This window comes from Maribacter sp. X9, from assembly GCF_048537565.1.
GTDB lineage: Bacteria > Bacteroidota > Bacteroidia > Flavobacteriales > Flavobacteriaceae > Maribacter.
This window is the reverse complement of record NZ_CP183215.1, coordinates 611,255-637,081: the sequence shown is the minus strand read 5'-3', so window position 1 is coordinate 637,081 and position 25,827 is coordinate 611,255. Positions and strand designations below refer to the sequence as shown.

Genomic DNA, 25,827 nt, shown 5'->3' with positions numbered 1-25,827 from the left:
AGGACCCCTTCTTTAACAGACTTACAAATAAGTAATTTTACAACAATTCAAATTCAAACTTTGGGTAACCGCGTTCCCCACTTTCATTGAGTAGTGCGGTAAACCGTATTTTATAAATATTTTGGTCCGCATCTTTAAGCACATAGAATACATTCTCCTTTAGAGAAGGTAAAGTGTTTGGCCCACCACCATTTCTCCATGTACTGCCAATGGCACGCTGATCTGTTGAGAATAAATCTTCGTCTACATCGTCTATTGAAAAATCGGTATACGTATAGGTTTCGGCATCCAACAGGTAAGCAGCGACCCCTGAAAGATTATTTGTAGTGATAAAATCGGCATAGCCATAGGAACCGGCTCCGGGAATTTCATTCGTGAAAACGGTAAAGTTGATGTCCCAATTCATTTTATCCGGAGTTACGGTTACCACCTCTTCTGTGGTTAGGCTAAAATATGTAAAATGGCTTTCACCAGATTTTGAAATTAGAACTTCTGTGTGCTCTGTAGCATCTAAATCAGCATAGTATAGCTTATAAGTATCCCCGTTCTTTAAAATTCTAATTTTCTTCCAACCCCTGGTTTCCCCGCTTAAGGCCACACTCCCGGCAGAGACGGTTTTTGAGCCTACTTCATCTCCCATATTCACCAAATAGACCTTGTTTTCTGCGTCTATGTCCGATATTTCTGCTATGGCGGTATTTTCCAAACTTCCGGTAACATCATCGATATAGGTCGTGTTCGCGGGGTCAAAGGTACCTACCTTTACTTTAGGAAGTAAGTCGGCAACAGCAGTAGAAGTTACGGCATCTATATCTGTAGCATCTAACGGTGCAACGGCCATAAAAATAGAGCCGTTAATGATAACCCTAGAGTTTGAACCGTTGTAAAAGCCAAAGTCCCATGTTTGTCGAGAAGTACTGGTTTGGTTCAAAGAGCTTAGATCAACATATACTTGGTTGGGTTCATTGGGTCCACCAACTTCAGGGGAAATGGTACCCGATTGGGCGGCAGACTCCGTAAAACTGATTTCTAATTGGGTATTTCCGCTTAGGGTCGCATCGGGTATACTAGTTTGTGAAATGCTAAAGTTCACCTTCTTTTCAGTACCCTCTAAAGCATTCTGTAGTTTATTAAAGGTAATCGAGCTTCCCATAGTTCCCATGGTTACCTTTACTTCAATTTTACCTGCCTCCCCTGATGGGACGGTGGTAAAATCGCCGTTGGTCCCGTACGTGGCGTTGGTTGTAGTATACGCCAGGGTTACTGTCCCATCCGTTGGAGCTTCCTTCGAAAATACCAAGTTTATGGTTTTTTCCTCTTCATCCGTACCAAAACTTAAAGACGGATTTTCAAACGCGATGACAAAAGGAGTGGTAGCCCCCGCATCATCATCGCTACAACTTACGTGGGTAAAAATAAGGGCTAAGGCTAAAATACTGTACAAGAGATTTTTCATAAGATTTAATTTCAAAAATTTAGGTTATATAATAGTTTGATAAAATAGGATCGGCCGTATCCCAGTAAAAGGCCTTGATTAGCGGAAGCATGTACGCCTTGATTAGCAACGGTTTGGGTGTTTACCCTAGTGACGTCCAATAAGTTTCGGGCGCCAAGGGTACATTGTAATTTGTGCTGTAGAAAGCTTTTCTTGATGGAGGTGTCCAGCCATCCGTATCCGTCTTGTTTAGTGCGTACAAAATTGGATTCATCTCCTTGAGTATCCAATTGAAACTGATACTGCGGACCGTTATATTTATAATAGAGTGATATAATGGTACTGATTTTTGGTAGGGTATAGCTAAGATTAGTGTTCAGTTGTATGGCATACAAATAGTCATCGTTGAAGTTTTGGTCACTCAAGAGCACCTTGCTTTGGCCTGAAAATGAAAATCCGAGATTGAGCTGTAGATTTTTGTGGGTTATAGTGTTGGTAAATGAGGTTCCCCAAGTTTTAAATTGGTCTATATTGTTGTATTGATAGGCTAAGGGGCTGTTATTTACCACGGTGACCTCTATACGATCATCTACATTTAAATACCAGGCAGATAATTTGGAATTGATTTGTGTGGCATCGCTATTGGCCCAAAATTGCTTTTTTAGATTTAAAAAGGTGGAAAAACCTTTTTCTGGCCGAAGGCTGCTGTTACCACGTAAATCATGGTTAACATCGACAAAGTAGGTGAATAGCTCATCGTAATTAGGGTTTCTGGGGGCAGAACCCACTACGGCCCTTAATTGATAACCGTTATTAAATAGATAGCGTGAACTCAAAGAGAAGGCGGCTTGAGGTTTAAATTGGGAAGAGAACAGTACGCGACTACCGGGCCGAAAGGCAAATTTTTTCCCTAAAGTTATTTCCGCCGAAGTAAAAAAATCATAGGATTCCAATCGTCTATCGATAGGTTTACCATCAAAAGTGCCCGCAAGGGGCGAAGCGTAACCGTTTATATTACTAAGTTCATAGCCCAGTTGAAAATCTACAGCTTTTAAATTGGTGAAATTTGTAATAGTACCTCTAGAATAAAGGCCTTTGCGCGATTCATATTCCTGTTCGACCACATCGAATTTTTCTCTTGAATCTATGCGGTAATTGTATTGTTCAATATTTCTTCGTTGTTGTTGATGTGATAGTGAAATATCATAATTCAAACGATTCAACAATCTGCCACTAGCATTTAAATGATGGTACAATCGATTGGAATTAAAGATTTCATCAGTAGCCGTGGGATTGCTGGTTTGCGTAGATGCATTGTAATTTTCCCTAACAATGGAATCGTAACGCTCAACCTCTTCGTTAAAAATCTCGAACCTGTAAAAGGCTTGGAAATTTTTGGCATTAAAACGAATCAAGGCTTTACCTGTGAGCTGCTGTTTCGGTAACCAAGCGTAACCCCTATTCCCATCATTCTGGTTGTAATATTCACCTTGCTTACCATTAAGATAACCGGTAAAATCGTTTCTGGTAACACCTGCGTTCACGTACCATGAATTAGACAGGTTATGACCTACGCTAAGGGATTGAATATGTCTTCCCCTATCAAAAAAATCATATTCATCACCTATGGTTTCTTCTTGTACATAAGGGGTAATTTCCCAGGTGTGCGCTGCATTTTTTTTGGTAATAATATTAATGACACCCGAAACTGCATTGGCACCATATTGTACACCCATTGAACCTTCAACGATTTCTACTTGTTCTATGGCATCAAGATTGATCTGTGTAAGATCCGTATTGTTCCCTAAGCCTTCATCATTGATCAGTGGAATATTATCGATTAAGATTTTAAAATATTGACCATCAAGACCAAATAATTGTACCGTGCTTTTTCCTGTAGAAGCATTGGGTTGAATAGTAATGTTCAAGCTTTGGTTAAGAATATCGGCTAGGGTATTTCCAGCCATTTTTTGAATCATCTCTTGTGTAATGACCTTTACTTCAAAAACCGAACGGTCTATACTTTTTTTGTTGAGTTGACCTGTAACGACCACCTCATTCAACCAATTTATAGATGTGCTATCTATTTTTTGCACAACGTCTTGAGCACTTCCCATAGTAAATATGAGTGCCGTAAATAAGAAGGTCGTGCAGTAATTTAGATTCATTCTTAATAATATTTAGACAAATATATAAGTTATTTTTATTCAATCTAAATAAAATTAATATTTTTACACCTGAAACCTTTCAATTAAACTTTAAAAAGAAAACAATGAAAAAGTTAGGATTTGTATGGATAATCACTCTGCTGATAACACAATATGCAATAGCACAGACCAGTAAAAAACAAAAGGATATCGATGCTATAAAAAGTATGTGCGGCTGTTATAATATAACCTTCAAATACACAGAAACCTTTGCCCCAGAAATAGATTACGAAAAACATCATGACTATACAGCATCTGCCAAGGAGTTGGCATTGCTAATCACCGACGAGGATAATAAAATTTCTATTCAACATTTATTGGTATTGAACGATACTATGGTCATTAAGCATTGGAGACAGGATTGGTTATATGAAAATCAAAGTGTTTTTCACTATGACAAAGACAACAATTGGATATTTAGCAAATTGCCCAAACCTGCCGTAGAGGGACAATGGACACAAAAGGTGTATCAAGTAGATGATAGTCCAAGATATTCGGGTTCAGCTACTTGGTTTCACGCAGATGGAAAAACCTTTTGGGAGAATAGTAGTGATTCGCCACTGCCAAGAAGGGAGTATAGCAAACGATCCGATTATAATGTACTTCATAGGGGTAACCGACAAGAAATTACGGAAACGGGTTGGCTGCATGAACAGGATAATGACAAAGTCATAAGAGCAGAAGGGAAGAAAGATGTTTTATTGGCGCAAGAAAAAGGATATAATATATATTATAAGATTGATGACAAAGAGTGCGCCCCTGCTGCCAATTGGTGGAATGACCATAAAGATTTTTGGGCAAAGGTACGAAACGCTTGGGACGAAGTTAATAAGCGGGAAGGTGATTTAACCTTAAAACAGAAAGTTGATGGGCAGCCCATGTTCATGAAATTTTATGAGCTCGAAGAAAAAGAGGCCGGGAAAAGAAAAATCATGAAAATGATCAATGAATATATCAATGAAAAGAATAGTGGTAATGCTGAGAGCAAATAAGGTAGGAAGCATAGGACTTGTCATAGCATTGTTTACCCTATTGGTTTCTTTTCAACAAGAGCCTTTTTCCAAACAATTAAGGGAAAAGGTGGATCTGGCCGTAGCGACCACTTATGATTTGGCAGATTTTGATTTAGAATCGGTCTTGATTCCGTCCGGCCTTTCAGATAAGCTCGATGCTACCTTTATCCCGAATCATTTTTTTAAAATAATGAACGGAACAGAAATGATTGGGTATATCTATGTGGGAGATGCAGCGAGTATGAAACGAAGGTTCGATTTTGTATTGCTTTTAAATGCAGATTTAAGTATTAAAAAGTCGAAGGTCTTGATTTATAGAGAGGATTATGGATTGCAAATAGGCAGTCAGCGTTGGTTAAAACAATTCATAGGATTAACACCTAATGATGAGGTCTCTTATGGTACCACAATTGATGCGATTGCAGGGGCCACTATTTCCGCCAGTAGTATGACCAAGGCTACCGCAGCTATCATGAAATCATTAAATGTATTGCGGAAACAAAAAATAATATAGAGGGCAAAAATCATGAATGAAATTAATTTGATCCATAGAAATGCTTACGGAATTTCTTTTCATTGGAAGCGAAATTCATCAAACGAGAGAAGGAAAGTACAACTTATTTTTAGGGATACGGGACTTCTGCTGACCTCAAATGAGCTGTTGAAATTTTCATCGAATATTGAAAGGACGATAAGCGAGGGTAAAAACCTCTTGTGTAAAGATTGTCAAGACAGAGGAAAGTGCAGGTCTTTATTGGTAGATTCACCGGCACCACAAGTAACTTTTGCGGTAAGTTATGAAGAGGTATTGGAGTTACAGGATTTGGTAGCGGGTACGTTGTTTCAATTGAACTTGGATTCCCTTCTGGGTGAAATCGGTTTTTCTGACGGTGAAGCGTAAGTTGGATATTGACTACTAGATTTCAACAATAGATTTATTTATGGGTTCCTTATTTAAATATCTTTGATGTTTAAAGATAGACTGTACATATGAAGGTGAACGATCCCTATGCCGCGCTCCGTTTTAAAGAGTTCAATATTTTTCTTTTGGTTCGTTTTGCCATGGTCTTTGCGTGGTCCATGCAGTTTATCGTCATAGAATGGCAAGTATATTCCATCACTAAAGACCCTTTATCTTTGGGTATTATTGGATTGATGGAAGTTATTCCGGCTGTAGGTATGGCACTTTTTGCGGGCCATATTGTGGATCAGAAAGAGAAACGAAATCTTCTGGTCAAATGTATTCTTGGCTTTTCTGTAATTAGCTTTGGCTTGTTCGTTTTAAGCTTGCCGATAATTTTAGAAAAATACGAAACCAAAATTATACTTTATGGAATCTATGGCCTCGTTTTTTTAGGTGGATTGGTAAGATCCTTTTTAGGACCCACCATTTTTTCATTGATTGCCTTGATCGTTCCAAAGAAAATCTATCCCAATGCCGCTACTTGGAGTAGTTCTACTTGGCAGTTGGCGTCCGTATTGGGTCCGGCATTGGCTGGTTTTTCCATTAGTTTTATTGGGGTTCATTGGTCGATGTGTGTCATCTTCGGCTTTTCGCTGATAGCCCTTATGTCCCTTTTTAGCATCTCTAGGAAACCGATCCTTAATCCAAAAATTGGGGAGCCTGTGTTCGAGAGTTTAAAAGAAGGTTTGAATTTCGTTTTTAAAACTAGGTCTGTTTTGGGAGCGTTGACCCTCGATATGATTGCCGTTTTATTTGGTGGAGCAGTAGCACTTTTACCCATTTTTGCACAAGATATTTTACATGTGGGATCTGAAGGTTTTGGGGTATTGCGAGCTGCACCAGCTGTAGGGGCTTCGATAACGATGTTAGGTTCTACTCGATTTCCGTTGCATAAAAATGCGGGTAAGAAATTGCTGTTGGCCGTATTTGGGTTTGGGGTATGTATGATTGTTTTTGGTTTATCCACATACTTTTGGCTATCGGTATTGGCGTTGTTTCTAAGTGGTGCGGTCGATGGAATTTCAATGATAGTTCGACAAACGATTTTACAGTTAAAAACTCCCGATAATATGCGAGGCCGTGTTGCATCGGTAAACTCTATGTTCGTTGGCTCCTCTAATGAACTAGGAGCCTTTGAAAGTGGAGTGACTGCAAAATTAATGGGAACGGTAACCGCTGTAGTATTTGGAGGCACCATGACTTTGTTGACGGTAGGGTTGACAGCATTCGTTTCTCCAGGATTTCGAAAATTGGATCTTCAAAAAGATGTAGAAGATCATGAAAGTTAAGTGGATGCTGAAAAATGTTATGAACAAAACAAATAGCCCCTTTATCGGGGCTATTTTATTAAAGTAGGTAATGATAAAGATTTGGTTCTTTAAATTATGTAGGTGATGTTAAGATTTGGAATAAATATTAAACGTAACAACATTATAAAGGTAGGGGCCATACCTCGAATTTTATAATTAATGTTGTGAACTGCCGAAAATGTGTTGTAAGAAAAAGAGTACAATATATTAATGGTCATTAACCCCTACATTAATGAGCATCTCAAATGTATTTTTGAGATTTATAAGGTGTCCTTAAGCTTTTTTTGGAACATTGGGTATTCGTCTACTTGTTATTGACAAGTCATTGATAATAAAAGAGCCAATTTTTCTTACCGTTTAAAGATAGCCACCAATCCGTTTTCAATTACTAGCTTATTATTATCGATATAAATCAACCCTCTCAAAGAATCGTTTAAGTAGATAACTTTTGCATCCTTATCGTGTTCAATGCTATAAGGATACGTTCCAGAAACTGGTCCGAAATATTCTTTTCTGCTTTTAATGTGCAGCACATGGGCAATCGTATCAAAATTCCAAAGTACGTCGTTATTGTCATAAGAAATATACTGCCCCGTAAAGCCCCCTCCATAACTTGAGAGATGCCAATCACCGGTAAGGGAATTGTTCTTGTAAACTACGTTGTCATCATCACCAGAACAATTCGAAAAAGAAATCAATAGAATAAGGGTAAGTACCTTTACAAATAAATTATTTTTCATCACTACTTTTTTAATCAAGATGTTAGAAATGCTAAAGGTTGCTTATCTTAATTAGCTTTATATAAGGGAGTTGTATTCCTTGAGCAAAAGTTCTTTCCCATCAAGCACTGCATACGTATAGTAATTGATCCAATCTCCTAGATTGGTATAGGTAGATTTTCCGTTGAGATCAATTTCTAAAGGAAGGTGTCTATGGCCAAAGATAAAATGGTCATAATGTTGGGTTTCCAATTTACGTAGTGCATACTGTACCAACCACTCTTTATCGTTTCCTAGAAATTGGGCGTCTTCATCACCTGAAATCAATTTATTCTTCACTGAAAAGTACTGACCTAATTTTACGCCAAGGTCTGGATGCAACCATCTAAAGAACCATTTTGAAACAGGATTGGTAAATACCTTTTTCATTCGTTTAAAACCTTTATCGTCTGGACCCAATCCGTCTCCATGACCAATAAAAAAAGTTTTGCCATTAATGGAATACTGCTGGGGTTTATAAAAAACGGGAATGTTCAATTCTTCTTCAAAATAACCGTTCATCCAAAGGTCATGGTTACCTACGAAATAATAAATGGCGATGCCGGCATCCGATAGTTCTGCCAATTTTCCTAAAGTCCGGGTAAATCCTTTTGGAACCACCGTTTTATATTCGAACCAAAAATCGAATAAATCGCCCATCAGAAAAATAGCCCCTGCATCTTCCTTAATTGTGTCTAACCATTTCACAAACTTTAATTCCCTAGGCCTACTTTCTTCTATGGTAGGAGCTCCCAAGTGGTTGTCACTGGCAAAGTATACTTTTTTTCCTTTTGGAATATTGATGGTGGTCATGTGTGTATAAAGATACTAATTCCCCTTTTGAATACATGTAGCGTTAATTATCACTGGCATACCATTCTGCAAAAGAGGTATCTGTTTCTTGCAGTTTTAGTGAGAACAAAGAAATATTTTCTGGCAGTCTGGCCTTTATTTTCGCGGCAAAATCGATTACCATATTCTCGCTGGTAGGTTGATACTCTGCCAAGATCACATTATGCCCACGATCGGTCAGTTCTTTGGCCAATTCTATATGAGGCGTGTTTTTATTGAATACGGTAGCGTGATCGAATTTATCGACGATCTCTTCCTTTACAATTTTCTTCAAGTCACCAAAATCGATGACCATTCCCAATTTTACATTTTCAATATTCGTAATGGGTTTACCTACCACGGTAACGGAGAGTTTATAACTATGCCCGTGGACATTTCTACATTTACCATCGTACCCATAAAGAGCATGACCCGTTTCAAAATTAAATTGCTTGGTAATTCTAATTGTTGACATGGTGATTCTGTTGTTGGGCAAAGGTAGCAGATTTCACCTAAAACAAAGCGGAATATTGATAAGGGTATTGGCCTATGTACCTACATATAAAAGATAGGAAAAACCGATAATCAGTAAGGGGGCGGCGATCATAGAAAGAATAACGCTTCCTCTGTAAAGTCCCCAAAAGGATATGGTCTTTACGTTTTCGACATTTAGGGGATTATAGATGATTTTGACCTTATCTCCAATTTTATAAGCTGGCGGACTGGAATCTATACCACTTTCAAATACCTGAATATTTTGAGACCGGTCTTTAAACTCGAAAATGGGAGCGTACATCGGACCATTATCACCACTGGATACGTTGAAATCTTTAACAATGGCGAAAGTTTTGATCCCTTTTGCTAAAAGGTTACGGGTGGTACTAAATTCAGAATAAGCACCGTATGCCAAGCCAACACCAATAAAGAAAAGGACACTATAAAATGCTATCCACCACATGGCCCTATTTTTTGACATTTTGTTTAACGCTTATACTTTCTTCTGGCGCGTATTTTATTGAAGAAATAGATGGCTACCACAAAAAGGGCAAGTATTGGAAAGACAAGATTACCGTTTAAAAATTTGAAGAATTCCATGATAAATAGTTTAGCAGTACAACGAAATAACGTGCTTGTTATTGTTTATTTTTTAAATTTTGACAGTGCCGTTCGGGTGAATTCAGAAAGGGCCAATTTTCCTGAAATGGCGGCACGTTCAGTTAAGAGTTCGTCCCAATGATCGGTTCCTTTCCAAAGTGCTTTTTTCCATGCCATCAAGGCTTCCGGATTATAACTTGCCAACTGATGTATAAAAAAATCCAACTCTTTATCCATTTCGTGTGGTGTATCGTACACTTTTGAAAACAATCCTTTTTCCTGTGCCCAATAGGCGCTTTTCCACTCGGCAGGGGCAAGCGATAATTCGGCCAATGCCGCATTGCCGATCTTACGTTCCACCACCGGTTCAATGACCAAAGGAGCGATACCTATGCTGAGTTCGGAAAGTTTTATGGAGGCTTCTACATTGGAATAAACATAATCACAGGCTGCGGCAAGCCCCACCCCGCCACCAACGGTTTTTCCGTGAACCCTTCCCACGATTACCTTGGTACATTTGCGCATGGCATTGATCACGTTGGCGAATCCACTAAAGAAAGCTTTCCCTTCTTCCAAGTTCGAAACTTCCAACAACTCATCAAACGAGGCCCCTGCACAAAAGGCTTTTTCACCTTCGGATTTCAAAAGAATCACGGAGATACCTTCATTAGTTGAAAGCTCATTAATAGTGTGGGTAAGACGTTGAAGTAAATCAGCTACAAAAGAATTGCTAGCCGGATGGCCAAATTCTACGGTGGCAACTTTGCCTTCTATTCGGGTATATAAACTTCCGTTTTTTCTTGTTGTGACCATGGTAATTTTTGTTTATCTAAAATTACGTGTTTTGAAGTAAAGGCCTAAATTTTCTTCTGAATTTCCAGACCAAAGCACCTCCCCTAATGAGCATCCAAACCGTAAAGGCCAACCAAATACCGGTCAGTCCCCAGTTTAAATATTTTCCTAAAAAAAGCATAGGAACAAAGCCCAAAAAAGTGGCGGCCAATAAGGTGTTTCTTAAGTATTTCATTTCACCAAGACCTTTAAAAACCCCATCGAGCACAAAGGCTATGGTATTAACGGGCAAGCCCAATATGATGATATAAAATATACCATAAAAAGCAGAGAGAACCAGTTTTTCATTAGAGAATAAGGAACCCAGCGGTTTATAGAATACAACTGAAAATAGCATGATTAGGGCACTAACCACCAGACCGTATCCAGTGATTTTTTTAGCAAGGTCCCAGAGTCCTTCATAATTTCGTTCCCCTAATAATCGGCCGCCCATGATATTTCCGGCCGCACCGTAACCATCAATAAAAAATGCCGAAAAAAGCCATAGATTAATGGCAATGGTATGTGCTCCAATGTATTTGTCGCCTAATGCAGTTGCTTCCCGTACGGCAAGTATTAATGCAGTATTTAGCGCAATGGCCCGAACAAAAAGGTTGAGGCTCATTACGACTAACCGACCAAGTTCTTTGTGGATCGGAAATTTAAGGGCTAAACTGATATCGGTTTTTGTCCATAACAGATAAAAGGCCATGATGGCCATGATGGCCTGAGCCATTAAGCTGGCCCATGCCGCACCATCTAAATACATGGGGTCTATGAACCCGTCGATACCATAAACGAAAATAAGATCAAGACCTACATTTAAAACCGCCCCTGTAATGGCGATTACCATTGGCCAATAGGTATTCTGCAGGCCTCTAAAGATGCCCATCACCGCAAAGACGAATAAAGTCAGTGGGAAACCCCAAACTCGAATGGAGTAATAGCTGATGCAGTACTGCAAAATTTTACCGGAAGCATTAAGAAGCTCGAAGATTTCTTTAACCACAAAAATGGTGGACAAAAGAATAAGGATGCTCAACCCAATATTGAGATAAATGGCCTGAGCGGGAAGGGTTTTTACCTCTTCCAATTTTCCAGCACCTAAGTATTGCGAAATAATGGCGGAAATTGCACTACGGGTTTGACCCAAAATCCAAATGAGCATGGATAGAAAAGAACCTACGATACCTGCTGCGGCCAACGATTCCAATCCGTCCACGGGGATATTGCCCACAATTGCAGTATCGGTAATGGAAAGAAGCGGTTCGGCAATACCTGCGATAGTCGCCGGAATAGCCAGATTATTAATGGATTTGAAATTGACCGATGTTTTCAAAAAAAAGAGTTTCTATAGTACAAGTTCATAACAATGGAACGGATGTTCACTTTGCTTGGGAAAGTAGATATCCCCTAATTTTTGATAGCCCCGTTGCTCGTAAAATTTTTGATTGCGTTGATTCTGGCTAAAGGTATCTAAGCGTACCGAAAGCGCTTTATGTTCTTTTGCATAGTTTTCCCCAAAATCCATTAATTGTTGTGCGAAGCCTCGCCCTTGATGTTCTGGATGAACTCCTAATCGATGAATGTAATAATTTCTGGTATTGGGCGTAAGCCAAGAAACGGACTCGTATTCTTCATCCATAAAAGTGGAAACCACAACACAACCTAGTAATTTACCGGTCTTTCTGAGTACATATAATTCATCACGTTCAATATCATGCTCAAATGCCTTTTGCGAGGGATAATCCAGCGTCCATTGATAAATTCCGTTGGCTTCCATGGCTATCCTACACGCATCTGTCATGCTGAGAATTTCATTAATTTCCGATATCTTTGCCCGTTGAATCATATAATCGATTTATATAAATCGTAAATTTAGAGTAATAATCAACAATTTTTATCATGATGAATATTCTTGTTCCTATTGGCACCTCTTCAAATGCACATGAAACGTTACAATATGCAGTGGATTTCGCAGCTGCGTTCGGTGCCCAAATTTATGTAATGGAAGTGTTTAACGCTACAGGTAAAGCCGGTACGTTGACCAACGTGACCCAGAAAATTGCCGAAAGCGGAAAGGAACGTTTGAAAGAAGTAATCAGTAAGGTAGAGACCAAGGACAAGGCCTTGAAAATCGTAAGTTTTAATGGGGAATTACCTGATGGACTTATGGAAATCGATAAAGAATTGGGAATCGACTTAATTATTTTGGCCCCAAGAAGTCATGATATTCAAGAGGAATATTATTTAGGACATACTTCTGGTTCTATAATAAAGAAGACAAACATCCCTACGTTGATAGTTCCCAGAGGTACTACCTACAAGACTTTTAAGACAATTTTGGTTGCCTTTAGGTCTGGTATACTTAAGAGAAAGCGGATACTTGATCCATTGATTGAAATAAAGAACAAACACCGAGCAAGCGTACATCTTTTATTAGTGAAAACTCCTGGTTATTCAGATGACGACTTAAAGGTGAATACTGCTTTAATGGACATTAGTTCACAATTAAAATTAACCGAGAATTCAACCACTTATCATGGAGTGTTAGAGCATTTTCAGGCAGAACACCCAGATTTATTATGTGTTTTTAGAAGAAAACGAGGCTTCTTTAAAAAGTTATGGGAAAAAAGTACCATTTCAAAGTCTGAATTTTATGCACCTGTACCAGTATTGGTACTTAGTGTAAAGAAAGATTGAGTAGTATTTTGATAGCTTGTTAAAAAGTATTTCCTTTGACGCTCTCAAAAAAGGGGGATTAGCTCAGTTGGCTAGAGCGCTTGCCTGGCAGGCAAGAGGTCACCGGTTCGAATCCGGTATTCTCCACAAGTAAATATAGGCCCTCACAGATATGGGGGCCTTTTTTATTGGCCTAATTTGTATCAAATCGAATAGTGCTATCCTTATTTAGTGGTTGAATACTATTGATAATTAAATCCAGAATCATTTATAGCCTATAAACAAATTGAAATAAAAAATCAATATTTGAAAGTATTAGTAGAAATAGAAAATACTGTAATTTTTTTATCAAATTAAGCAATACAAGTTTCTAATTTGTTATTTTCAATAATCCCCCGAGGTTTTTTAGTAAATGATTAATCTCAATATTAGTGGACTACAAGTTTTTTCTGTTACTGTTTTTAGTATTTAATAGCTTATTCTCTCAAAGAAATTTTAGGAAAGATTCAATGAGCCTAGCTCGGAATAAGACTAAAGTGATCCAGTATATAAATCCCCAACCGGACAGTGCTTATTTCTACATTAAGAATAGTATCAAATTGGCCGAATCGATTGATTACGAGGTTGGGATTGCAGATGCAGAGTATCTACTTGCCCAATATTACAGAAGAATACAGAAAATAGATTCGGCAATTATCTATTTCAAGCAATCAGCACTCCGGTCTAATAAATCTGGATATACTTTAGGATCTTCCATTGCAAATAATGGATTATGTAGGGTGTTATATTTACTAGGGAGGTATAAAGAAGCGGAAAAAGCATGTAATAGTGCGTTGAACTCACTGAAAAATAAAACTTTGGATAATGATCTCGGCTATATGACCAAAGCCGATACTCATACTGCCCTAGGCACTATCTATTTGCGTAAAAATAGTATTGAAAAAGCTCAAGAAAACTTCCTTACCGTTGATTCAATGCATAAGAATAAACCCCTTAGGCCAGATGTGATAGCTGCTGCATATCAAAATCTTGGAGGCATTCATCTAGATTTAAATGATTTAACATTAGCAGAGAATTATTTTTATAGAGCTAATGATGAGTTTCAAAAACTGCCTCCTAAAGCTGCAGAATATTACTTAAACTCAAACAATGTAGAGCTCGGTAAACTTGAATTTAAAAAAGAAGATTTTATTAAAGCAGATAGTCTTCTCTCAAACTGTTATACTTTTTTTAAAAAAATAGGTGATGAACAAACGCTTTCAGAATTAACTACAACTTTAGCTCTTATAAAAATTGAAAGGAATGATTTTAGAAAAGCTGATGACTTATTAAACGAAGCATTTACGCTTCATGAAAAGAACGGTTTTGTATTAGAAGCGGCAACGGATGCAGTAGAATTGGCAAAAATAGCTTTACTTAAAAAAGAATTTAAATCAGGGTTGAACTGGGCAGATAAGGCAGGAAAACTAAATCTTACGCTAAATAATAGTGTTATTAAAAAAGACCAAGCTTTGGTTTTAGCAGATTTATATTCACAACTACAGAATTACGAAAAAGCCTATACATACCAAGTCATCGGCAACGCTATAAATGATTCATTAAATCAAGTACAAAGTGCTGAAGCTATTAGAGAAATAGATGAAAAGTACCAATCAGAACAGCATAGTAGAGAAATTAAATTACTTAAAGCTGAAAATGAAATTGTTGAAGAGCAAACAAGAAATCAACGTAACCTTCTTCTTACCGGAATCGGAATAACGTCTTTAGGTGGAGTTTTTGTGTTTTTACTTTATAAAAATCGTCAAAAAACAAATAAAAAACTGCGAGAAATAGATGCTTTAAAAACAAACTTCTTTACCAATATCTCCCATGAATTTAGAACTCCGTTAACGCTTATCTCTGTACCTATTCAGGAGTCATTAGAAGAGAAGGACCTCTCCCCTGAAAAAAGGAAACATTTTGAAATAGCACAAAAGAATACGGTAAGATTATCATCGCTAGTGAATCAGCTTTTAGAACTTTCAAAAATAGATAGCGGAAATAGAAAACTACTATTACAAAAAGATACACCAACTCAAATGATCGCGGCGTGGAGCGAATCTTTTTTATATCTCGCCGAGCAAAAGAATTTGAATTTTAAAACGGAAATCTTAGATAAGAAAACAGAGGCTTATGTTGATAGTGATGCCCTTGAAAATATTACCGTAAACCTACTGGGGAATGCAGTAAAATATACGCCCTATGAGGGTGAAATTCAGCTAAATGTATCCCTCGAAAAGGGCTATTTAACTATTCGTGTGAAAAACACAGGAGACGGTCTTACCAATGCTCAAATAAAAACAATATTCAATCGGTTTTACCAGACTGATGGTCAAAATGAAGGTGCAGGAGTTGGACTTTCTCTGGTAAAAGAGTTAACTGAACTTCATGGTGGAAAAATAAGTGTTACTAGCGAAGTGGGGAAATGGACATTATTTGAAGTCCTACTATGCGTTAATAAAGCAAAACTAAAAAATGCTGAAATCAAGCAAACCAAAAATCCTCAATCTTTAATTAAAGTTCCGGAGCTGGGAGTAAATCAACTTGGGGAAGAAGAAGTACTAACCTTAATAGGAAAAGAGTTACCATTATTACTCATTGTTGAGGACAATGAAGATGTAAGAATACTCTTGACAGATACGTTCAAAAAAGAGTATGAAATCGTTCAGGCAGTAAATGGAGAAGACGGTATCCTAAAAGCTTTGGAGACAATACCGGATATTATTATCTCAGACCTTATGATGCCCATAAAAGATGGTATTGCCCTTACAAATACGCTCAAAAATGATGAACGAACGAGTCACATTCCTATTATTCTTTTAACCGCCAAAGCAGGTGATGAAAATGAGTTAATTGGTATAGAAACAGGGGCAGATGATTATATTACTAAACCATTTAATCAGAAAATTCTAAAATCAAAAACGGCGTCTCTAGTTGATTTAAGGAAAAAACTACAATCAAGATACAGTCAAGAGGTTATATTAAAGCCAAAGGATATTGCTATTACCTCTGTTGACGAAAAATTTCTAGAACGTCTTCAAATAATTCTTGATGAAAAATTGGCGGAATCTACATTCTCTACAGAACAGTTTAGCCAAGATCTGCATATGAGCCGAATGCAATTACACAGAAAGTTAAAAGCACTAACCGGCCTTTCAGCTTCTGAATTCATAAGATCTCAGCGATTAAAATTAGCAGCACAAATTTTAAAAAGTACCGATATTAATATATCTGAGGTGGGCTATAGTGTAGGATTTAATGATCATGCTTATTTTAGTAAATGCTTTAAAGAAGCCTATAATTGTACTCCTTCCGATTTTGCCGAAGCAAAAAAATCTGATTAAACACCAAATAAACACTGTACTTCGAGGCTGTGTTACATAGTTTATAGGTCTTGTTACATACTTCATAATCCCTTCTAATTGTACTAACTACATTCGCTCTTGAAGAAGGTTTCGTTTTGCCTATCTCAAAGTCAAGTTAGCTATGAAGCAAAAGGATGACAGCCTAAAAGGCACACTTGATAGTTTCCCCGAAAAACAGATTTACTTAAACATCAATCATCTAAAAGATGGGAATTATGTTTTGAAAATCATCCACAAGAATAAAATAATTAAGAAGACAAGGTTTAACAAAAACAAGGAAAATGAAAACTACTAAAGGGGTGTTGCTACTATTGGCATTATGTTTTTTTACCACCGGAAATGCACAATTATGGAAAAAAATCACCCAAAAAGCGGGGCAAGCAGCTGAAGACGCTGTAGTTAGAAAAGTTGAGCAAAAAACTGCAGGAGAAACGGAGAAAACCTTTGACACGGTTTTTAATAATAAAGGCAAACTTTTTAAAAATAAAAAAGCAGAAAAACTAGATCAATATTCATTTAGCCATGAATATGTAATGGAAATAATTAGTAATAAGGATACGACTGATATTACCTATTACTTAACAAATGAACATGAATACATAGGTACTTCGTTCAATACCATAGATGATTCTAAATTCATTACGGTAATGGATTTATCCAATGATGCCATACACACTTTTATGAATATGGGCGGGCAACTAAGCACCAACTCAGTTAGTTTGAATTTAGAGGACACCCCAGATTTGGAAATGAATACTGATGATTATAATATAAATTCCACAGGACAATTCAAAACAATCCTAGGGTACAAATGTGAAGAATTTCAAATAACAGGGCCCCAATTATCAGGTAAGGTTTGGATGACGGAAGATGCGGATATATCATTTCACAAAGCATATTCGCACTTAAAGTCAAAGAAATTCAATAATGTAAAGCAAGGTATAGATCCTTCCTGGTTAAGTATGGTAAACGGATTAGTTCTTGAAATGAATATGATAGATTATTCACAGAAGAATGCCAAACCTGTAGAAATGATATGTACCCAACTCATTGAAAATGAATTTAGCATCAATACTTCAGATTATGAAAAAACATTTTAAATCTTCAAATATGAAAACCACAATAGCCTTTTTGTTCCTTTCACTTTTTATTGCCTGTAATGAAAACCCTAAAAAAGCACAAATTAGTAAGCCTGATACGGTGCAGGTTTTATCTAAACAAGTAGAAACTAATACTATGAAATCTGGAGATTACAGCACGCTACTTGTGGATTACACCTGTGATTTGGGAATAGCCGAAGTAGCTAAAGTATTTAATGTACCTGAATCAGAGCTTCGTATTTCTGATAATGTTCGTAAAAACGCATGTTCGTTTGATTTAAATGGGTACAGTGAAAATGAGATAAGAGGAAGTACACAAATTTCTTGGGGACCGGTGCAAACCTCTAAGGCACAGAACAAAAAAGAAATAAAAGGTTTTCTAGAAAGGAAAGAAGAAGGAGTATCAATAATGGGTATGGATATCCAATTAGCGGATACCGGGGATTGCTATTTAGCCTACCTACCTGTTAAAGGCAGGCTCGTTATTTACAATGAAAATTACGATAAGGCATTTATAATGAATTATGGCACAAAAAATTCTTATCAAAGAACCCCTGAAAAACATGAAGAATTACGTCTTAAAATGGCTGATTTAGCGAACTATTTATTGAAAAAACACAGAAAATAACACTGCAATGAAAAGATTACTGTTGAACATTTTCCTTCTAATTGGCATTACTTCTTTTGGACAAGATGAAATTAAAATGCCAGAATTAGATACTGGTAAACAAGTTTATACATTAAAATTCAGTCCAGATCCCAAAAATGAAGAGGTGATTTCCGCCTATATGAAAGGGGCAACAGAAAAAGATTCTTTACGCTTTTGGGCAGAAGGCACGATTTTCACCCAAAAAATAATGGTTACCGTTTTTACCGAAAATAAAAATGATCAAGTTAAAGTAGATATCGTTAAGAATCATTGGGAAGATAGCAAGCTATCAGGTAAAACAAATAACGGGGCTTTTCAGAAGTCCTTTGATACTGCAGGTAAGTTTGGTATTGTAATTACAAGTGAAATACCGAACATACCGTTTTATTTAGCCGTATGGACTGGAGGTGAACGGGTTCAAAATATGAATACAATATATAGACCTGTATCCAATTCAAATGCAGATTTAAATACAACTGATTCCTTAGAAATAAAAACAAAGTCATCATCAGATGGCAATTCAAACAATATTCTTATGTATGTTTTAATTGGTGCTTTAACTATTATTATAGTGCTATTGGCGCTAATGGTTTTTAGAAAAAAGAAAGGTATTGGCTTAACTATTCTTCTGCTATTTTTTGGAGGACAACAAATGATGTTTGCGGGAGCGGAAGAATTCTCTTCGCCTGCATTTGGTGGTGTTGGTATGCAATATCCAGGAGTGATGGACTTGGTTAAATTTGCATCTCAATTATATGACATGTCCAGAAATGGAAGATTATACCTTGACCCCCCTGGAGATGCGGATGCCGAGGCTAACATGAATCCCGGTGGAGGTCCAGGATTACCCTCTTCTTGTATACCACCACATTTTGAGAATAGCAGTAATGGTGATTCCGGTTCAACGAATGCAGGTTCAGCAAATTCTTCAAGTACAGATTCCTCATATGAACCCTTATCATCATCGTCAAATTCTGATTCTAGGGGTAACAATGATGAAAATATAAATTATGAAGAATTAGATTCTTTTGGTAGGCCAGTATATGATAGAAATAATGAACGCATAGATTATAATGTATTTGGAGGTGATGAACGGCCTAAATACGATATCAACGGTGATCCGATTGAATATCGCGAACCGGTTCATAACAACGAGCTTGATTTTTTTGAAAGACCAGTATATGATAGAAATAACGAACCTATTGACTATCCTGTATTTGGTGATGATAAACGCCCAAAATATGATATCAATGGCAATCCTATTCAATATGCAGAAGGTGAAACAGAAGCTAGACCGGCATTAGACGCAAATAAAAAACCTATAGAATATGATAATTATGAACGCCCTAAATATGATAATAAAGGAAATCCTATAAACTACCATAAAGATGATTTCACCAATCCACCGAAACGGAACAAGGATAATGACTTTCCTGTTGATGAGAATGAAAATCCTGAAAAAACTAAGGTTAAAAATAATCCACCTGAAGGAATACCGATGGCTGCACTAATGATTTCTAACTCAATCAATACTATTGAAGTCAATCATAAAGGCGAAGAATTTAGAAATAACGATTATTATGTTAAGTACTCAGAGGCTAATGTTTTTGGTTCAATCTCCACATTGTTTCTAGATGAAAACGACAATGAGGCTGGTTGTAAATGTCTAGAAAGAGAATACAATGATCTTAACAAAAGAAGAATGAACTTGGAGAGGTTACGTATTATTTATGCGCATGCCATGAAAAAGATAAATGCAGGTATCGCCTTTGGTGATGGTGTTTCCGCCGTTCACGGAGTCTCCGCTTTAGTATGGCAAAATCAAAAGATGATTATCCTAAAAGAATCCATTCCAACATTAAATAAAGCATATGATGACAAATATGCTGAAATGATTAAAGCTTTAGAAGAAAACCTTAGAGAAATTGATAGATGCGAAGCAATGCTAGGTTACGAGAATTGGTACAACCATGCAGGCTTCATTTACTTTCAGTTTATGGCGGATAAATATAAAAGAGATTAATCATGAAATACTATTTCACCCTATTTTTTTCATTCTTACTGGTATTATCATGTGGTGAAGACCATAAGGGTGAAGGTTCTTCGACCGAAAATTTAGAAATCGAATCAGATGATAATAATGGGGAAATTAATAGTACTTCTGATGATTTAGAAAAATCATTGGATAAAGTAGGCGGATTCTTAAATATGGGCAAAGATGATGGGGGGAATGATGAAAATGGCCAGTTACCAGAAATTGAAGCATTAGAAAAACTACTACAAATGAGCGGTATGGAAGGCCAAGGTACCACTATTGCATTTCAAGATTTGCTAACTAAAGATATATCTTCATCAGACATGTTTTCAACTGAAGCTATTATATCACTTTTAGAGCAAAGCGGCGTTTCCCGTGTTGAATTGGAAAAACTCATCAACAACCCAGACAGTCTTAAGATTCTCGTGCAAGAAGTAAAAGCAATGAGACAGCGCGAAAAACAAAATAAACCAAAACCAAAGACCAAGATTACTATAGAACAACTAACCTCAAAAAACACCTCTACCGGAGTTTCGTTAGAAGAGGCTATTTTAATCGTTCAAGCTGAGTCAGGTCCAGAAGTAACAATGGCAAAACTAAAAACAATTGATTCTTTGGCCGGTACCAATGTCATGGAAAAAATGGATTTAACGGAGGCGGGTTATGTAATGGGAGATATAGAACGAAAAAACGAGATTCCGCCCAGTGCCGAAGAAGAGGAAAAAATGGAGGTGCTGCAAAAAGTTGCGGGACAATTGCATAGCGACAAAGAAGCAAACCAATTGTTAGCAGAACTCCAAAAAACAGAAAGTGATATTGCTTCTGGGAGACTAAAAGCCAGTCCCAAATACCAGCAAACCATTGAATATAGAAAGAAAGTCGTCAAAATTTTTCAGAAGGATTTTGAAAGAAAGGCAAGAGCAGCTAAAGATAAATTTCAGAAACTGAATCCTGACCTCTATTTTGGGGAAGAAAGTGGCCAGACCTACGTAGGCCATATGAAAAAAGCGGTATATCTGCCCTTGGGCAAACTCTCTTTTGCAGATGCAGTTGTAAAGGCAAATCATCCCTTGTTAAAGACGCAAGAAGTCAATAATGTACTGGGAGAACCCGATGTGCTACAGGGCTTTGATGTTGAAGATATTACAGGAGTTCATAGCCTTGGATTGGGAGGCAGTATTACAGTGCAGTTTATCGATAATGCATTGACCGACGTAAATGGTCCTGATTTATATATTTTTGAAATTGGTCAAATTGAACCTACCAACTTAGAAATATCAAAAGATGGAAAAAACTGGATCCCTGTTGGTAAAATTGATGGTGGTGTTGCCGAAGTGGATATCGCACCTTTTGTAAAACAGGGCGAACTATTCTATTATGTAAGGTTGACCGATTTAGAACAAACCAGTGCCTTACCGGGTGCTGATGTAGATGCCATTGCAGCAATAGGGGCAGCTATGCGCCTTAATTTGGATAGTAGAGTACTTTTTGAAACCGGCAAATCTATATTAAAACCCGAGGGAATAATGGCTTTAAAAGAGTTGGCGCATAATATCGCTGTACTTAAAAGGGGCAATGTAATCGTTGAAGGCCATACCGATGATATTGGCAGTGTAGATACCAATCAAAAATTGTCGTTGGCGCGTGCCAAAAGTGTGTCCGCTGAACTTAAGAAATTAATATCAGGTGGTTTTACATGGAAGGAAATAGGACTGGGAGAATCAAAACCGCTCGTTGAAAACAACACTCCTGAAAACCGTGCTAAAAACAGGAGGGTCGAAGTTTTGATTTTACCAAATTAATTTAGCGATAATCATGAAATCTTTACGACTTGGTTTATGGTTAATCTTAATTCTTTGCACCAGTAATTTTATCTTTTCGCAATCTCCACAAGAAAGCTTGATTGGCACGTGGCAACTAATTAATACAAGTGGCGGTATTACCGGAAAGGGGTTTGCTGTAAAAAAGAAAACGGTCGTAGTATTTACATCAGATTGTAAATACATAAGTTACTTGCAAGATTCCATACAATACGTAGAAACCTATCATATAAAGAAGTCTACTCCAGAATATGGTAGAAGAGATAGTGTAGATATATTACTTATTGGAAATGGTTCCTTTAGAAGTTATAAATTTTCAATACATAAAAATAGATTGATTTTAGATGAACCTTATCCAGACGGTTTTACTCGAGTGTATGTAAGAGAACTAACGAAAACTTTACCAAAGTAGATTAACAATATTGTTTATTTTTCAACACTAAAATTTATTGACCTTTTTAAGGATTTTCTGGTATTTATTAGGAGCCTAACTATGGGTATTTTATCAATTAATTGATTTTAGAGTCTATGACTTTCATCTTTATTAGTTCAATTCAATTTGAAATGTTTCATCAATTCTACTGATATCTATGGACACTCCGTTTCCATGTCTTTCCGTCAAGTACACGAATTTCCGACCCCATTTAATTTCATGGGCTTTATAAGAGGATTTTGAATAAACCGTTTGTGAAAAGGATTCGTCAAACGCCTTGATCATCACGATGAATTCGGCATCTCTTTCCAAAACATCTGACCGGGTCAACTTATCCAAAGGGCTGGAGCCGTTTATAGGATGCACAATGGTCCACATGGTGGGAAAAAAAACCACTTTGGAACGCTCCAGTTCCAACAGATGAAAATCCCTTAATTCTGAATCACTTCGTTTTAAAGAAAGTGAAACGGTAACCTCAACTTCCATCAGCTGATTTTTTTTGGGATTGACCACCCTGAACATAAATCCGTTGATATCTTGATAGGGGGCAATTACAGCATGCGAACTATATTTAATGGTCGCATAGGGTTTAGAAAACCTTCCGTACATTAATCCCGTTGCCAAAGCGAATAATAAAAGCCCTAATAAAGACTCAGTTGCCGCAACGATGTTCGCTGCTAAGTTTAATGGGGCAACTTGGCCGTATCCTAATGTCGTAATAGTTTGTGCGCTAAAGAAGAAAGCTTCTATGAATTGGTCCAAAGGCGTAATTCCCCGAATGCCGGTTAGGTGTTGGGTGCCCACAAGCATGAAGAGACTGGCAAAGAAGATATTGATCAAAAAATATCCAGACGCCAGAACCATAAAAAATTTGGGCCAAGACATGGATACCAGCGAATGAAAAATATTGATACGCTCCCAAAAGGGAACATTTTGTTTTCGCACATTGAAGGTTCCGTCTTTGTTCAATGCTCGATACCCATCCCTTGCCGATTTGGTGTCGAGCCCTAAATCCTCATATTTTTGGGTCTTATCCGTTTTCAAATGAATTCTTAGGTATACGTATTATCTATTTTTCTAATAAAAAGAAGGTTCATTTTAAGGGCATAAAATCAATTATTTTTTCAAAAGCTTTTTACTCAGTTCCTCTAAAGAAACACCTTTGGTTTCGGGCATGGTAAAATGAACCCATACCAATTGTAAGACCATCATCAACGCAAATATCAGAAATACGGTACCAGCTCCTATGGTTGAAAAAAGATAGGGTATAGCCGCTGGTATGGCTGCGGCCAAAATCCAGTGAACGGAGGATCCGAAAGCTTGACCGCTACCGCGAAGGTGATTGGGAAATATCTCTGAAATAAACACCCAAATAACACTTCCTTGACCTATGGCATGTGACGCAATGAATATAAAAAGGAAAATCGGAACGGCTAATCCTTCCCATTCAAAGAAGAAGGCGCAAGCAACTAGTGTAAGTGAAACAATGTAACCAAAGGAGCCTATGTACATTAATTGCTTACGACCTAGGTGGTCGATGAGATTAATACCTAGTAGTGTGAACAACATATTGGTAACTCCTATACCAACACTACTTAAAAGTGCAGTACTTTCCCCTAGACCTGCCTCTTCGAAAATACGGGGAGCATAGTATAAAAAGGCGTTGATACCCGAAGCTTGATTAAAAAATGCAATTAGCAATGCCAATAGCAACGGAAAACGATATTTTTTCATAAAAATGGATTCGCCCGAAAAAGTATCTTTACTTTCTTGTTGAATGGTTTGAATGGCTGCATCTACGTCATGGTTAGGGTCTATTATCTTAAGGACATCCCGAGCTTCTTCGATTCTATTCTGGGTAATAAGCCATCTCGGACTTTTCGGGACGGTTAGCACGAATAACGTATAAATAATGGCCGGAATTCCTTCTACGCCTACCATCCAACGCCATGAATTTTCCCCCAGCCCACTAAGCATGTAATTTGAAAGAAAGGCCATCAGAATTCCAAAGACCAGACTAAATTGATAAAAACCCACTAACTTGCCCCTTCTTTTTGGCGGGGAAATCTCAGATATATAAGCGGGTGCTGCAATAGTAGATACCCCAACACCAATACCCCCTATAAATCTAAAAAATGCAAACGTGATAGGATCGTTGGAAAAGGCTGAACCAAATGCCGATACACTAAAAAGTATTCCGATCCATATTAGGGTGTTTTTTCTGCCGTATTTATTCGTTGGAATGCCTGCGAACAGAGCTCCTAAAACAGTACCCCATAAGGCTCCTGAAATCACGACCCAACCATGAAATGAATCTGAACTTTGCCAAAGCGATTGTAATTGTTTATCGGCTCCTGATATGACAACGGTATCGAAACCGAATAAAAAACCGGCCAGAGCAACCGTAATGGACCAAACAAGTATTTTGTTCATCGTTTAAATTTTTGTAATCACTAAATATAATAAATCAAAACCGTTAAATCTTATTCTTTATCCGCTACATTAAATGCAGATAAATACTAACTTGAAACTATTCTAAAATATAACTATGAAAGATTTTAAAAATAAAGTAGCCTACATCACAGGCGGAACAAAAGGAATAGGATTTGGAGTGGCAAAAACACTTCTAAGCCAAGGTATGAGAGTTGCTATAAGTGGAAGGTCCAAAGAAAGTGTTGAACAGGCCTTGAAAGATTTTGAGGATGATTCCGTTTTAGGAATCGTATCTAATGTTGCGCATATAGCCGATGAAAAGAAGGCGGTGTCTAAAATATTGAATACTTGGGGGCAGATAGATGTCGTTTTGGCCAACGCAGGGGTTGGCAATTTTGCACCCATTGATGAAATGACCGACGAAGATTGGCACCAAATGATCGATACCAATCTAAACGGAGTATTTCATACGCTAAAAGCATCGGTTAATGCGCTCAAAAAATCTAAAGGATACTATATTACTTTAGCAAGTTTGGCGGGAACCAATTTCTTTGCTTCTGGTGCCGGTTATAATGCTTCTAAATTTGGTGTGGTCGGTTTTACGCAAGCGGCCATGTTAGATTTGCGTAAATATGATATTAAGGTGTCGACCATAATGCCGGGTTCAGTAGCGACGCATTTTAATAACCATGAGCCGGATGACTCCGATGCTTGGAAAATTCAACCTGAGGATATCGGTGAACTGGTGTGGGACTTATTAAAAATGAACCCTAGAACCTTACCTAGTAAAATTGAAGTTAGGCCAAGCAGACCTGATAAGAAATAGT

The 25,827-nt window shown here is 37.4% G+C and carries 23 protein-coding genes and 1 tRNA gene; 13 read left to right on the top strand and 11 right to left on the bottom strand.

Going from position 1 to position 25,827, the window contains the following annotated elements:
• Positions 1-37 precede the first annotated feature (37 nt).
• Positions 38-1,456 (bottom strand): HmuY family protein, encoded by a 1,419-nt coding sequence (locus tag ACNR9Q_RS02685; RefSeq protein WP_419213054.1) that lies wholly within the window; start codon positions 1,454-1,456, stop codon positions 38-40.
• An 11-nt stretch (positions 1,457-1,467) separates the two neighbouring features.
• Positions 1,468-3,603 carry a TonB-dependent receptor plug domain-containing protein gene (locus ACNR9Q_RS02680; protein ID WP_419213053.1) on the bottom strand — a complete coding sequence of 712 codons (2,136 nt, stop codon included), beginning with the start codon at positions 3,601-3,603 and terminating at the stop codon, positions 1,468-1,470.
• Positions 3,604-3,707: 104 nt separating this feature from the next.
• Between ACNR9Q_RS02680 and ACNR9Q_RS02675 the strand changes: the two genes are divergently transcribed.
• The 4 genes from ACNR9Q_RS02675 (at position 3,708) to ACNR9Q_RS02660 (ending at position 6,908) form a co-directional block, all read left to right on the top strand.
• Positions 3,708-4,634: a DUF6607 family protein gene (locus ACNR9Q_RS02675; protein WP_419213052.1), complete on the top strand. Its 927-nt coding sequence runs from the start codon at positions 3,708-3,710 to the stop codon at positions 4,632-4,634.
• Entirely contained in the window at positions 4,600-5,169 is a 570-nt protein-coding gene (locus tag ACNR9Q_RS02670; protein ID WP_419213051.1) for an FMN-binding protein, read from the top strand. Before ACNR9Q_RS02675 ends, ACNR9Q_RS02670 begins: the two co-directional genes overlap by 35 nt.
• Positions 5,170-5,181: 12 nt before the next feature.
• Positions 5,182-5,556 carry a hypothetical protein gene (locus ACNR9Q_RS02665; protein WP_419213050.1) on the top strand — a complete coding sequence of 125 codons (375 nt, stop codon included), beginning with the start codon at positions 5,182-5,184 and terminating at the stop codon, positions 5,554-5,556.
• A gap of 89 nt (positions 5,557-5,645) precedes the next feature.
• Positions 5,646-6,908, top strand: a complete 1,263-nt coding sequence (locus tag ACNR9Q_RS02660) for an MFS transporter (RefSeq protein ID WP_419213049.1) — start codon at positions 5,646-5,648, stop codon at positions 6,906-6,908.
• A 371-nt stretch (positions 6,909-7,279) separates the two neighbouring features.
• Here ACNR9Q_RS02660 and ACNR9Q_RS02655 read toward each other — a convergent pair whose 3' ends face one another.
• The 7 genes from ACNR9Q_RS02655 to ACNR9Q_RS02625 all read right to left on the bottom strand — a co-directional run bounded on the left by ACNR9Q_RS02655 (position 7,280) and on the right by ACNR9Q_RS02625 (position 12,296).
• Positions 7,280-7,669, bottom strand: a complete 390-nt coding sequence (locus ACNR9Q_RS02655; RefSeq protein WP_419213048.1) for a hypothetical protein — start codon at positions 7,667-7,669, stop codon at positions 7,280-7,282.
• A gap of 57 nt (positions 7,670-7,726) precedes the next feature.
• On the bottom strand, positions 7,727-8,500 hold the full coding sequence (locus ACNR9Q_RS02650) for a UDP-2,3-diacylglucosamine diphosphatase (protein WP_419213047.1): 774 nt from the start codon (positions 8,498-8,500) through the stop codon (positions 7,727-7,729).
• A 43-nt stretch (positions 8,501-8,543) separates the two neighbouring features.
• Positions 8,544-8,993, bottom strand: coding sequence for a 6-pyruvoyl trahydropterin synthase family protein (locus ACNR9Q_RS02645; RefSeq protein ID WP_419213046.1), 450 nt, complete (start codon positions 8,991-8,993; stop codon positions 8,544-8,546).
• A gap of 72 nt (positions 8,994-9,065) precedes the next feature.
• The gene (locus tag ACNR9Q_RS02640; protein WP_419213045.1) at positions 9,066-9,494 is read right to left on the bottom strand and encodes a DUF3592 domain-containing protein; all 429 of its coding nucleotides are present in this window, start codon (positions 9,492-9,494) and stop codon (positions 9,066-9,068) included.
• Between the two features lie 164 nt (positions 9,495-9,658).
• The gene (locus tag ACNR9Q_RS02635) at positions 9,659-10,426 is read right to left on the bottom strand and encodes an enoyl-CoA hydratase/isomerase family protein (RefSeq protein WP_419213044.1); all 768 of its coding nucleotides are present in this window, start codon (positions 10,424-10,426) and stop codon (positions 9,659-9,661) included.
• A gap of 22 nt (positions 10,427-10,448) precedes the next feature.
• Positions 10,449-11,783 carry an MATE family efflux transporter gene (locus ACNR9Q_RS02630; protein ID WP_419213043.1) on the bottom strand — a complete coding sequence of 445 codons (1,335 nt, stop codon included), beginning with the start codon at positions 11,781-11,783 and terminating at the stop codon, positions 10,449-10,451.
• A gap of 12 nt (positions 11,784-11,795) precedes the next feature.
• On the bottom strand, positions 11,796-12,296 hold the full coding sequence (locus ACNR9Q_RS02625) for a GNAT family N-acetyltransferase (RefSeq protein ID WP_419213042.1): 501 nt from the start codon (positions 12,294-12,296) through the stop codon (positions 11,796-11,798).
• Positions 12,297-12,349: 53 nt separating this feature from the next.
• Here ACNR9Q_RS02625 and ACNR9Q_RS02620 point away from each other — a divergent pair, with 53 nt between their 5' ends.
• From ACNR9Q_RS02620 to ACNR9Q_RS02585, 8 genes are all read left to right on the top strand, one after another.
• Positions 12,350-13,147, top strand: coding sequence for a universal stress protein (locus ACNR9Q_RS02620; RefSeq protein ID WP_419213041.1), 798 nt, complete (start codon positions 12,350-12,352; stop codon positions 13,145-13,147).
• Positions 13,148-13,199: 52 nt separating this feature from the next.
• Positions 13,200-13,273 (top strand) — tRNA-Ala (locus ACNR9Q_RS02615).
• 452 nt (positions 13,274-13,725) lie between these two features.
• Positions 13,726-16,509 (top strand): ATP-binding protein, encoded by a 2,784-nt coding sequence (locus ACNR9Q_RS02610; RefSeq protein ID WP_419213039.1) that lies wholly within the window; start codon positions 13,726-13,728, stop codon positions 16,507-16,509.
• Positions 16,510-16,811: 302 nt separating this feature from the next.
• Positions 16,812-17,630: a DUF4412 domain-containing protein gene (locus ACNR9Q_RS02605; RefSeq protein WP_419213038.1), complete on the top strand. Its 819-nt coding sequence runs from the start codon at positions 16,812-16,814 to the stop codon at positions 17,628-17,630.
• The gene (locus ACNR9Q_RS02600) at positions 17,614-18,258 is read left to right on the top strand and encodes a hypothetical protein (protein WP_419213037.1); all 645 of its coding nucleotides are present in this window, start codon (positions 17,614-17,616) and stop codon (positions 18,256-18,258) included. Before ACNR9Q_RS02605 ends, ACNR9Q_RS02600 begins: the two co-directional genes overlap by 17 nt.
• A gap of 7 nt (positions 18,259-18,265) precedes the next feature.
• The gene (locus ACNR9Q_RS02595; RefSeq protein WP_419213036.1) at positions 18,266-20,302 is read left to right on the top strand and encodes a hypothetical protein; all 2,037 of its coding nucleotides are present in this window, start codon (positions 18,266-18,268) and stop codon (positions 20,300-20,302) included.
• 2 nt (positions 20,303-20,304) lie between these two features.
• On the top strand, positions 20,305-22,116 hold the full coding sequence (locus ACNR9Q_RS02590; RefSeq protein WP_419213035.1) for an OmpA family protein: 1,812 nt from the start codon (positions 20,305-20,307) through the stop codon (positions 22,114-22,116).
• Between the two features lie 13 nt (positions 22,117-22,129).
• Entirely contained in the window at positions 22,130-22,546 is a 417-nt protein-coding gene (locus tag ACNR9Q_RS02585; protein WP_419213034.1) for a hypothetical protein, read from the top strand.
• A 132-nt stretch (positions 22,547-22,678) separates the two neighbouring features.
• Here the strand turns inward: ACNR9Q_RS02585 and ACNR9Q_RS02580 are convergent, their stop codons facing one another.
• Positions 22,679-23,611: an ion channel gene (locus ACNR9Q_RS02580; RefSeq protein WP_419213032.1), complete on the bottom strand. Its 933-nt coding sequence runs from the start codon at positions 23,609-23,611 to the stop codon at positions 22,679-22,681.
• Between the two features lie 72 nt (positions 23,612-23,683).
• A complete protein-coding gene (locus tag ACNR9Q_RS02575) occupies positions 23,684-25,000 on the bottom strand; it encodes a sugar porter family MFS transporter (protein ID WP_419213031.1) in 1,317 nt (438 codons plus the stop codon).
• 115 nt (positions 25,001-25,115) lie between these two features.
• Here ACNR9Q_RS02575 and ACNR9Q_RS02570 point away from each other — a divergent pair, with 115 nt between their 5' ends.
• Positions 25,116-25,826 (top strand): SDR family oxidoreductase, encoded by a 711-nt coding sequence (locus ACNR9Q_RS02570; RefSeq protein WP_419213030.1) that lies wholly within the window; start codon positions 25,116-25,118, stop codon positions 25,824-25,826.
• Position 25,827: the final 1 nt, after the last annotated feature.

What these genes read in the sequence shown, in the direction of transcription:
- ACNR9Q_RS02645 (WP_419213046.1), bottom strand. Translation starts at nt 8,993, where the DNA reads ATGTCAACAATTAGAATTACCAAGCAATTTAATTTTGAAACGGGTCAT.
- ACNR9Q_RS02665 (WP_419213050.1), top strand. Translation starts at nt 5,182, where the DNA reads ATGAATGAAATTAATTTGATCCATAGAAATGCTTACGGAATTTCTTTT.
- ACNR9Q_RS02640 (WP_419213045.1), bottom strand. Translation starts at nt 9,494, where the DNA reads ATGTCAAAAAATAGGGCCATGTGGTGGATAGCATTTTATAGTGTCCTT.
- ACNR9Q_RS02635 (WP_419213044.1), bottom strand. Translation starts at nt 10,426, where the DNA reads ATGGTCACAACAAGAAAAAACGGAAGTTTATATACCCGAATAGAAGGC.
- ACNR9Q_RS02585 (WP_419213034.1), top strand. Translation starts at nt 22,130, where the DNA reads ATGAAATCTTTACGACTTGGTTTATGGTTAATCTTAATTCTTTGCACC.
- ACNR9Q_RS02670 (WP_419213051.1), top strand. Translation starts at nt 4,600, where the DNA reads ATGAAAAGAATAGTGGTAATGCTGAGAGCAAATAAGGTAGGAAGCATA.
- ACNR9Q_RS02680 (WP_419213053.1), bottom strand. Translation starts at nt 3,603, where the DNA reads ATGAATCTAAATTACTGCACGACCTTCTTATTTACGGCACTCATATTT.
- ACNR9Q_RS02595 (WP_419213036.1), top strand. Translation starts at nt 18,266, where the DNA reads ATGAAAAGATTACTGTTGAACATTTTCCTTCTAATTGGCATTACTTCT.
- ACNR9Q_RS02575 (WP_419213031.1), bottom strand. Translation starts at nt 25,000, where the DNA reads ATGAACAAAATACTTGTTTGGTCCATTACGGTTGCTCTGGCCGGTTTT.
- ACNR9Q_RS02625 (WP_419213042.1), bottom strand. Translation starts at nt 12,296, where the DNA reads ATGATTCAACGGGCAAAGATATCGGAAATTAATGAAATTCTCAGCATG.
- ACNR9Q_RS02660 (WP_419213049.1), top strand. Translation starts at nt 5,646, where the DNA reads ATGAAGGTGAACGATCCCTATGCCGCGCTCCGTTTTAAAGAGTTCAAT.
- ACNR9Q_RS02655 (WP_419213048.1), bottom strand. Translation starts at nt 7,669, where the DNA reads ATGAAAAATAATTTATTTGTAAAGGTACTTACCCTTATTCTATTGATT.
- ACNR9Q_RS02620 (WP_419213041.1), top strand. Translation starts at nt 12,350, where the DNA reads ATGATGAATATTCTTGTTCCTATTGGCACCTCTTCAAATGCACATGAA.
- ACNR9Q_RS02650 (WP_419213047.1), bottom strand. Translation starts at nt 8,500, where the DNA reads ATGACCACCATCAATATTCCAAAAGGAAAAAAAGTATACTTTGCCAGT.
- ACNR9Q_RS02600 (WP_419213037.1), top strand. Translation starts at nt 17,614, where the DNA reads ATGAAAAAACATTTTAAATCTTCAAATATGAAAACCACAATAGCCTTT.
- ACNR9Q_RS02570 (WP_419213030.1), top strand. Translation starts at nt 25,116, where the DNA reads ATGAAAGATTTTAAAAATAAAGTAGCCTACATCACAGGCGGAACAAAA.
- ACNR9Q_RS02605 (WP_419213038.1), top strand. Translation starts at nt 16,812, where the DNA reads ATGAAAACTACTAAAGGGGTGTTGCTACTATTGGCATTATGTTTTTTT.
- ACNR9Q_RS02685 (WP_419213054.1), bottom strand. Translation starts at nt 1,456, where the DNA reads ATGAAAAATCTCTTGTACAGTATTTTAGCCTTAGCCCTTATTTTTACC.
- ACNR9Q_RS02675 (WP_419213052.1), top strand. Translation starts at nt 3,708, where the DNA reads ATGAAAAAGTTAGGATTTGTATGGATAATCACTCTGCTGATAACACAA.
- ACNR9Q_RS02590 (WP_419213035.1), top strand. Translation starts at nt 20,305, where the DNA reads ATGAAATACTATTTCACCCTATTTTTTTCATTCTTACTGGTATTATCA.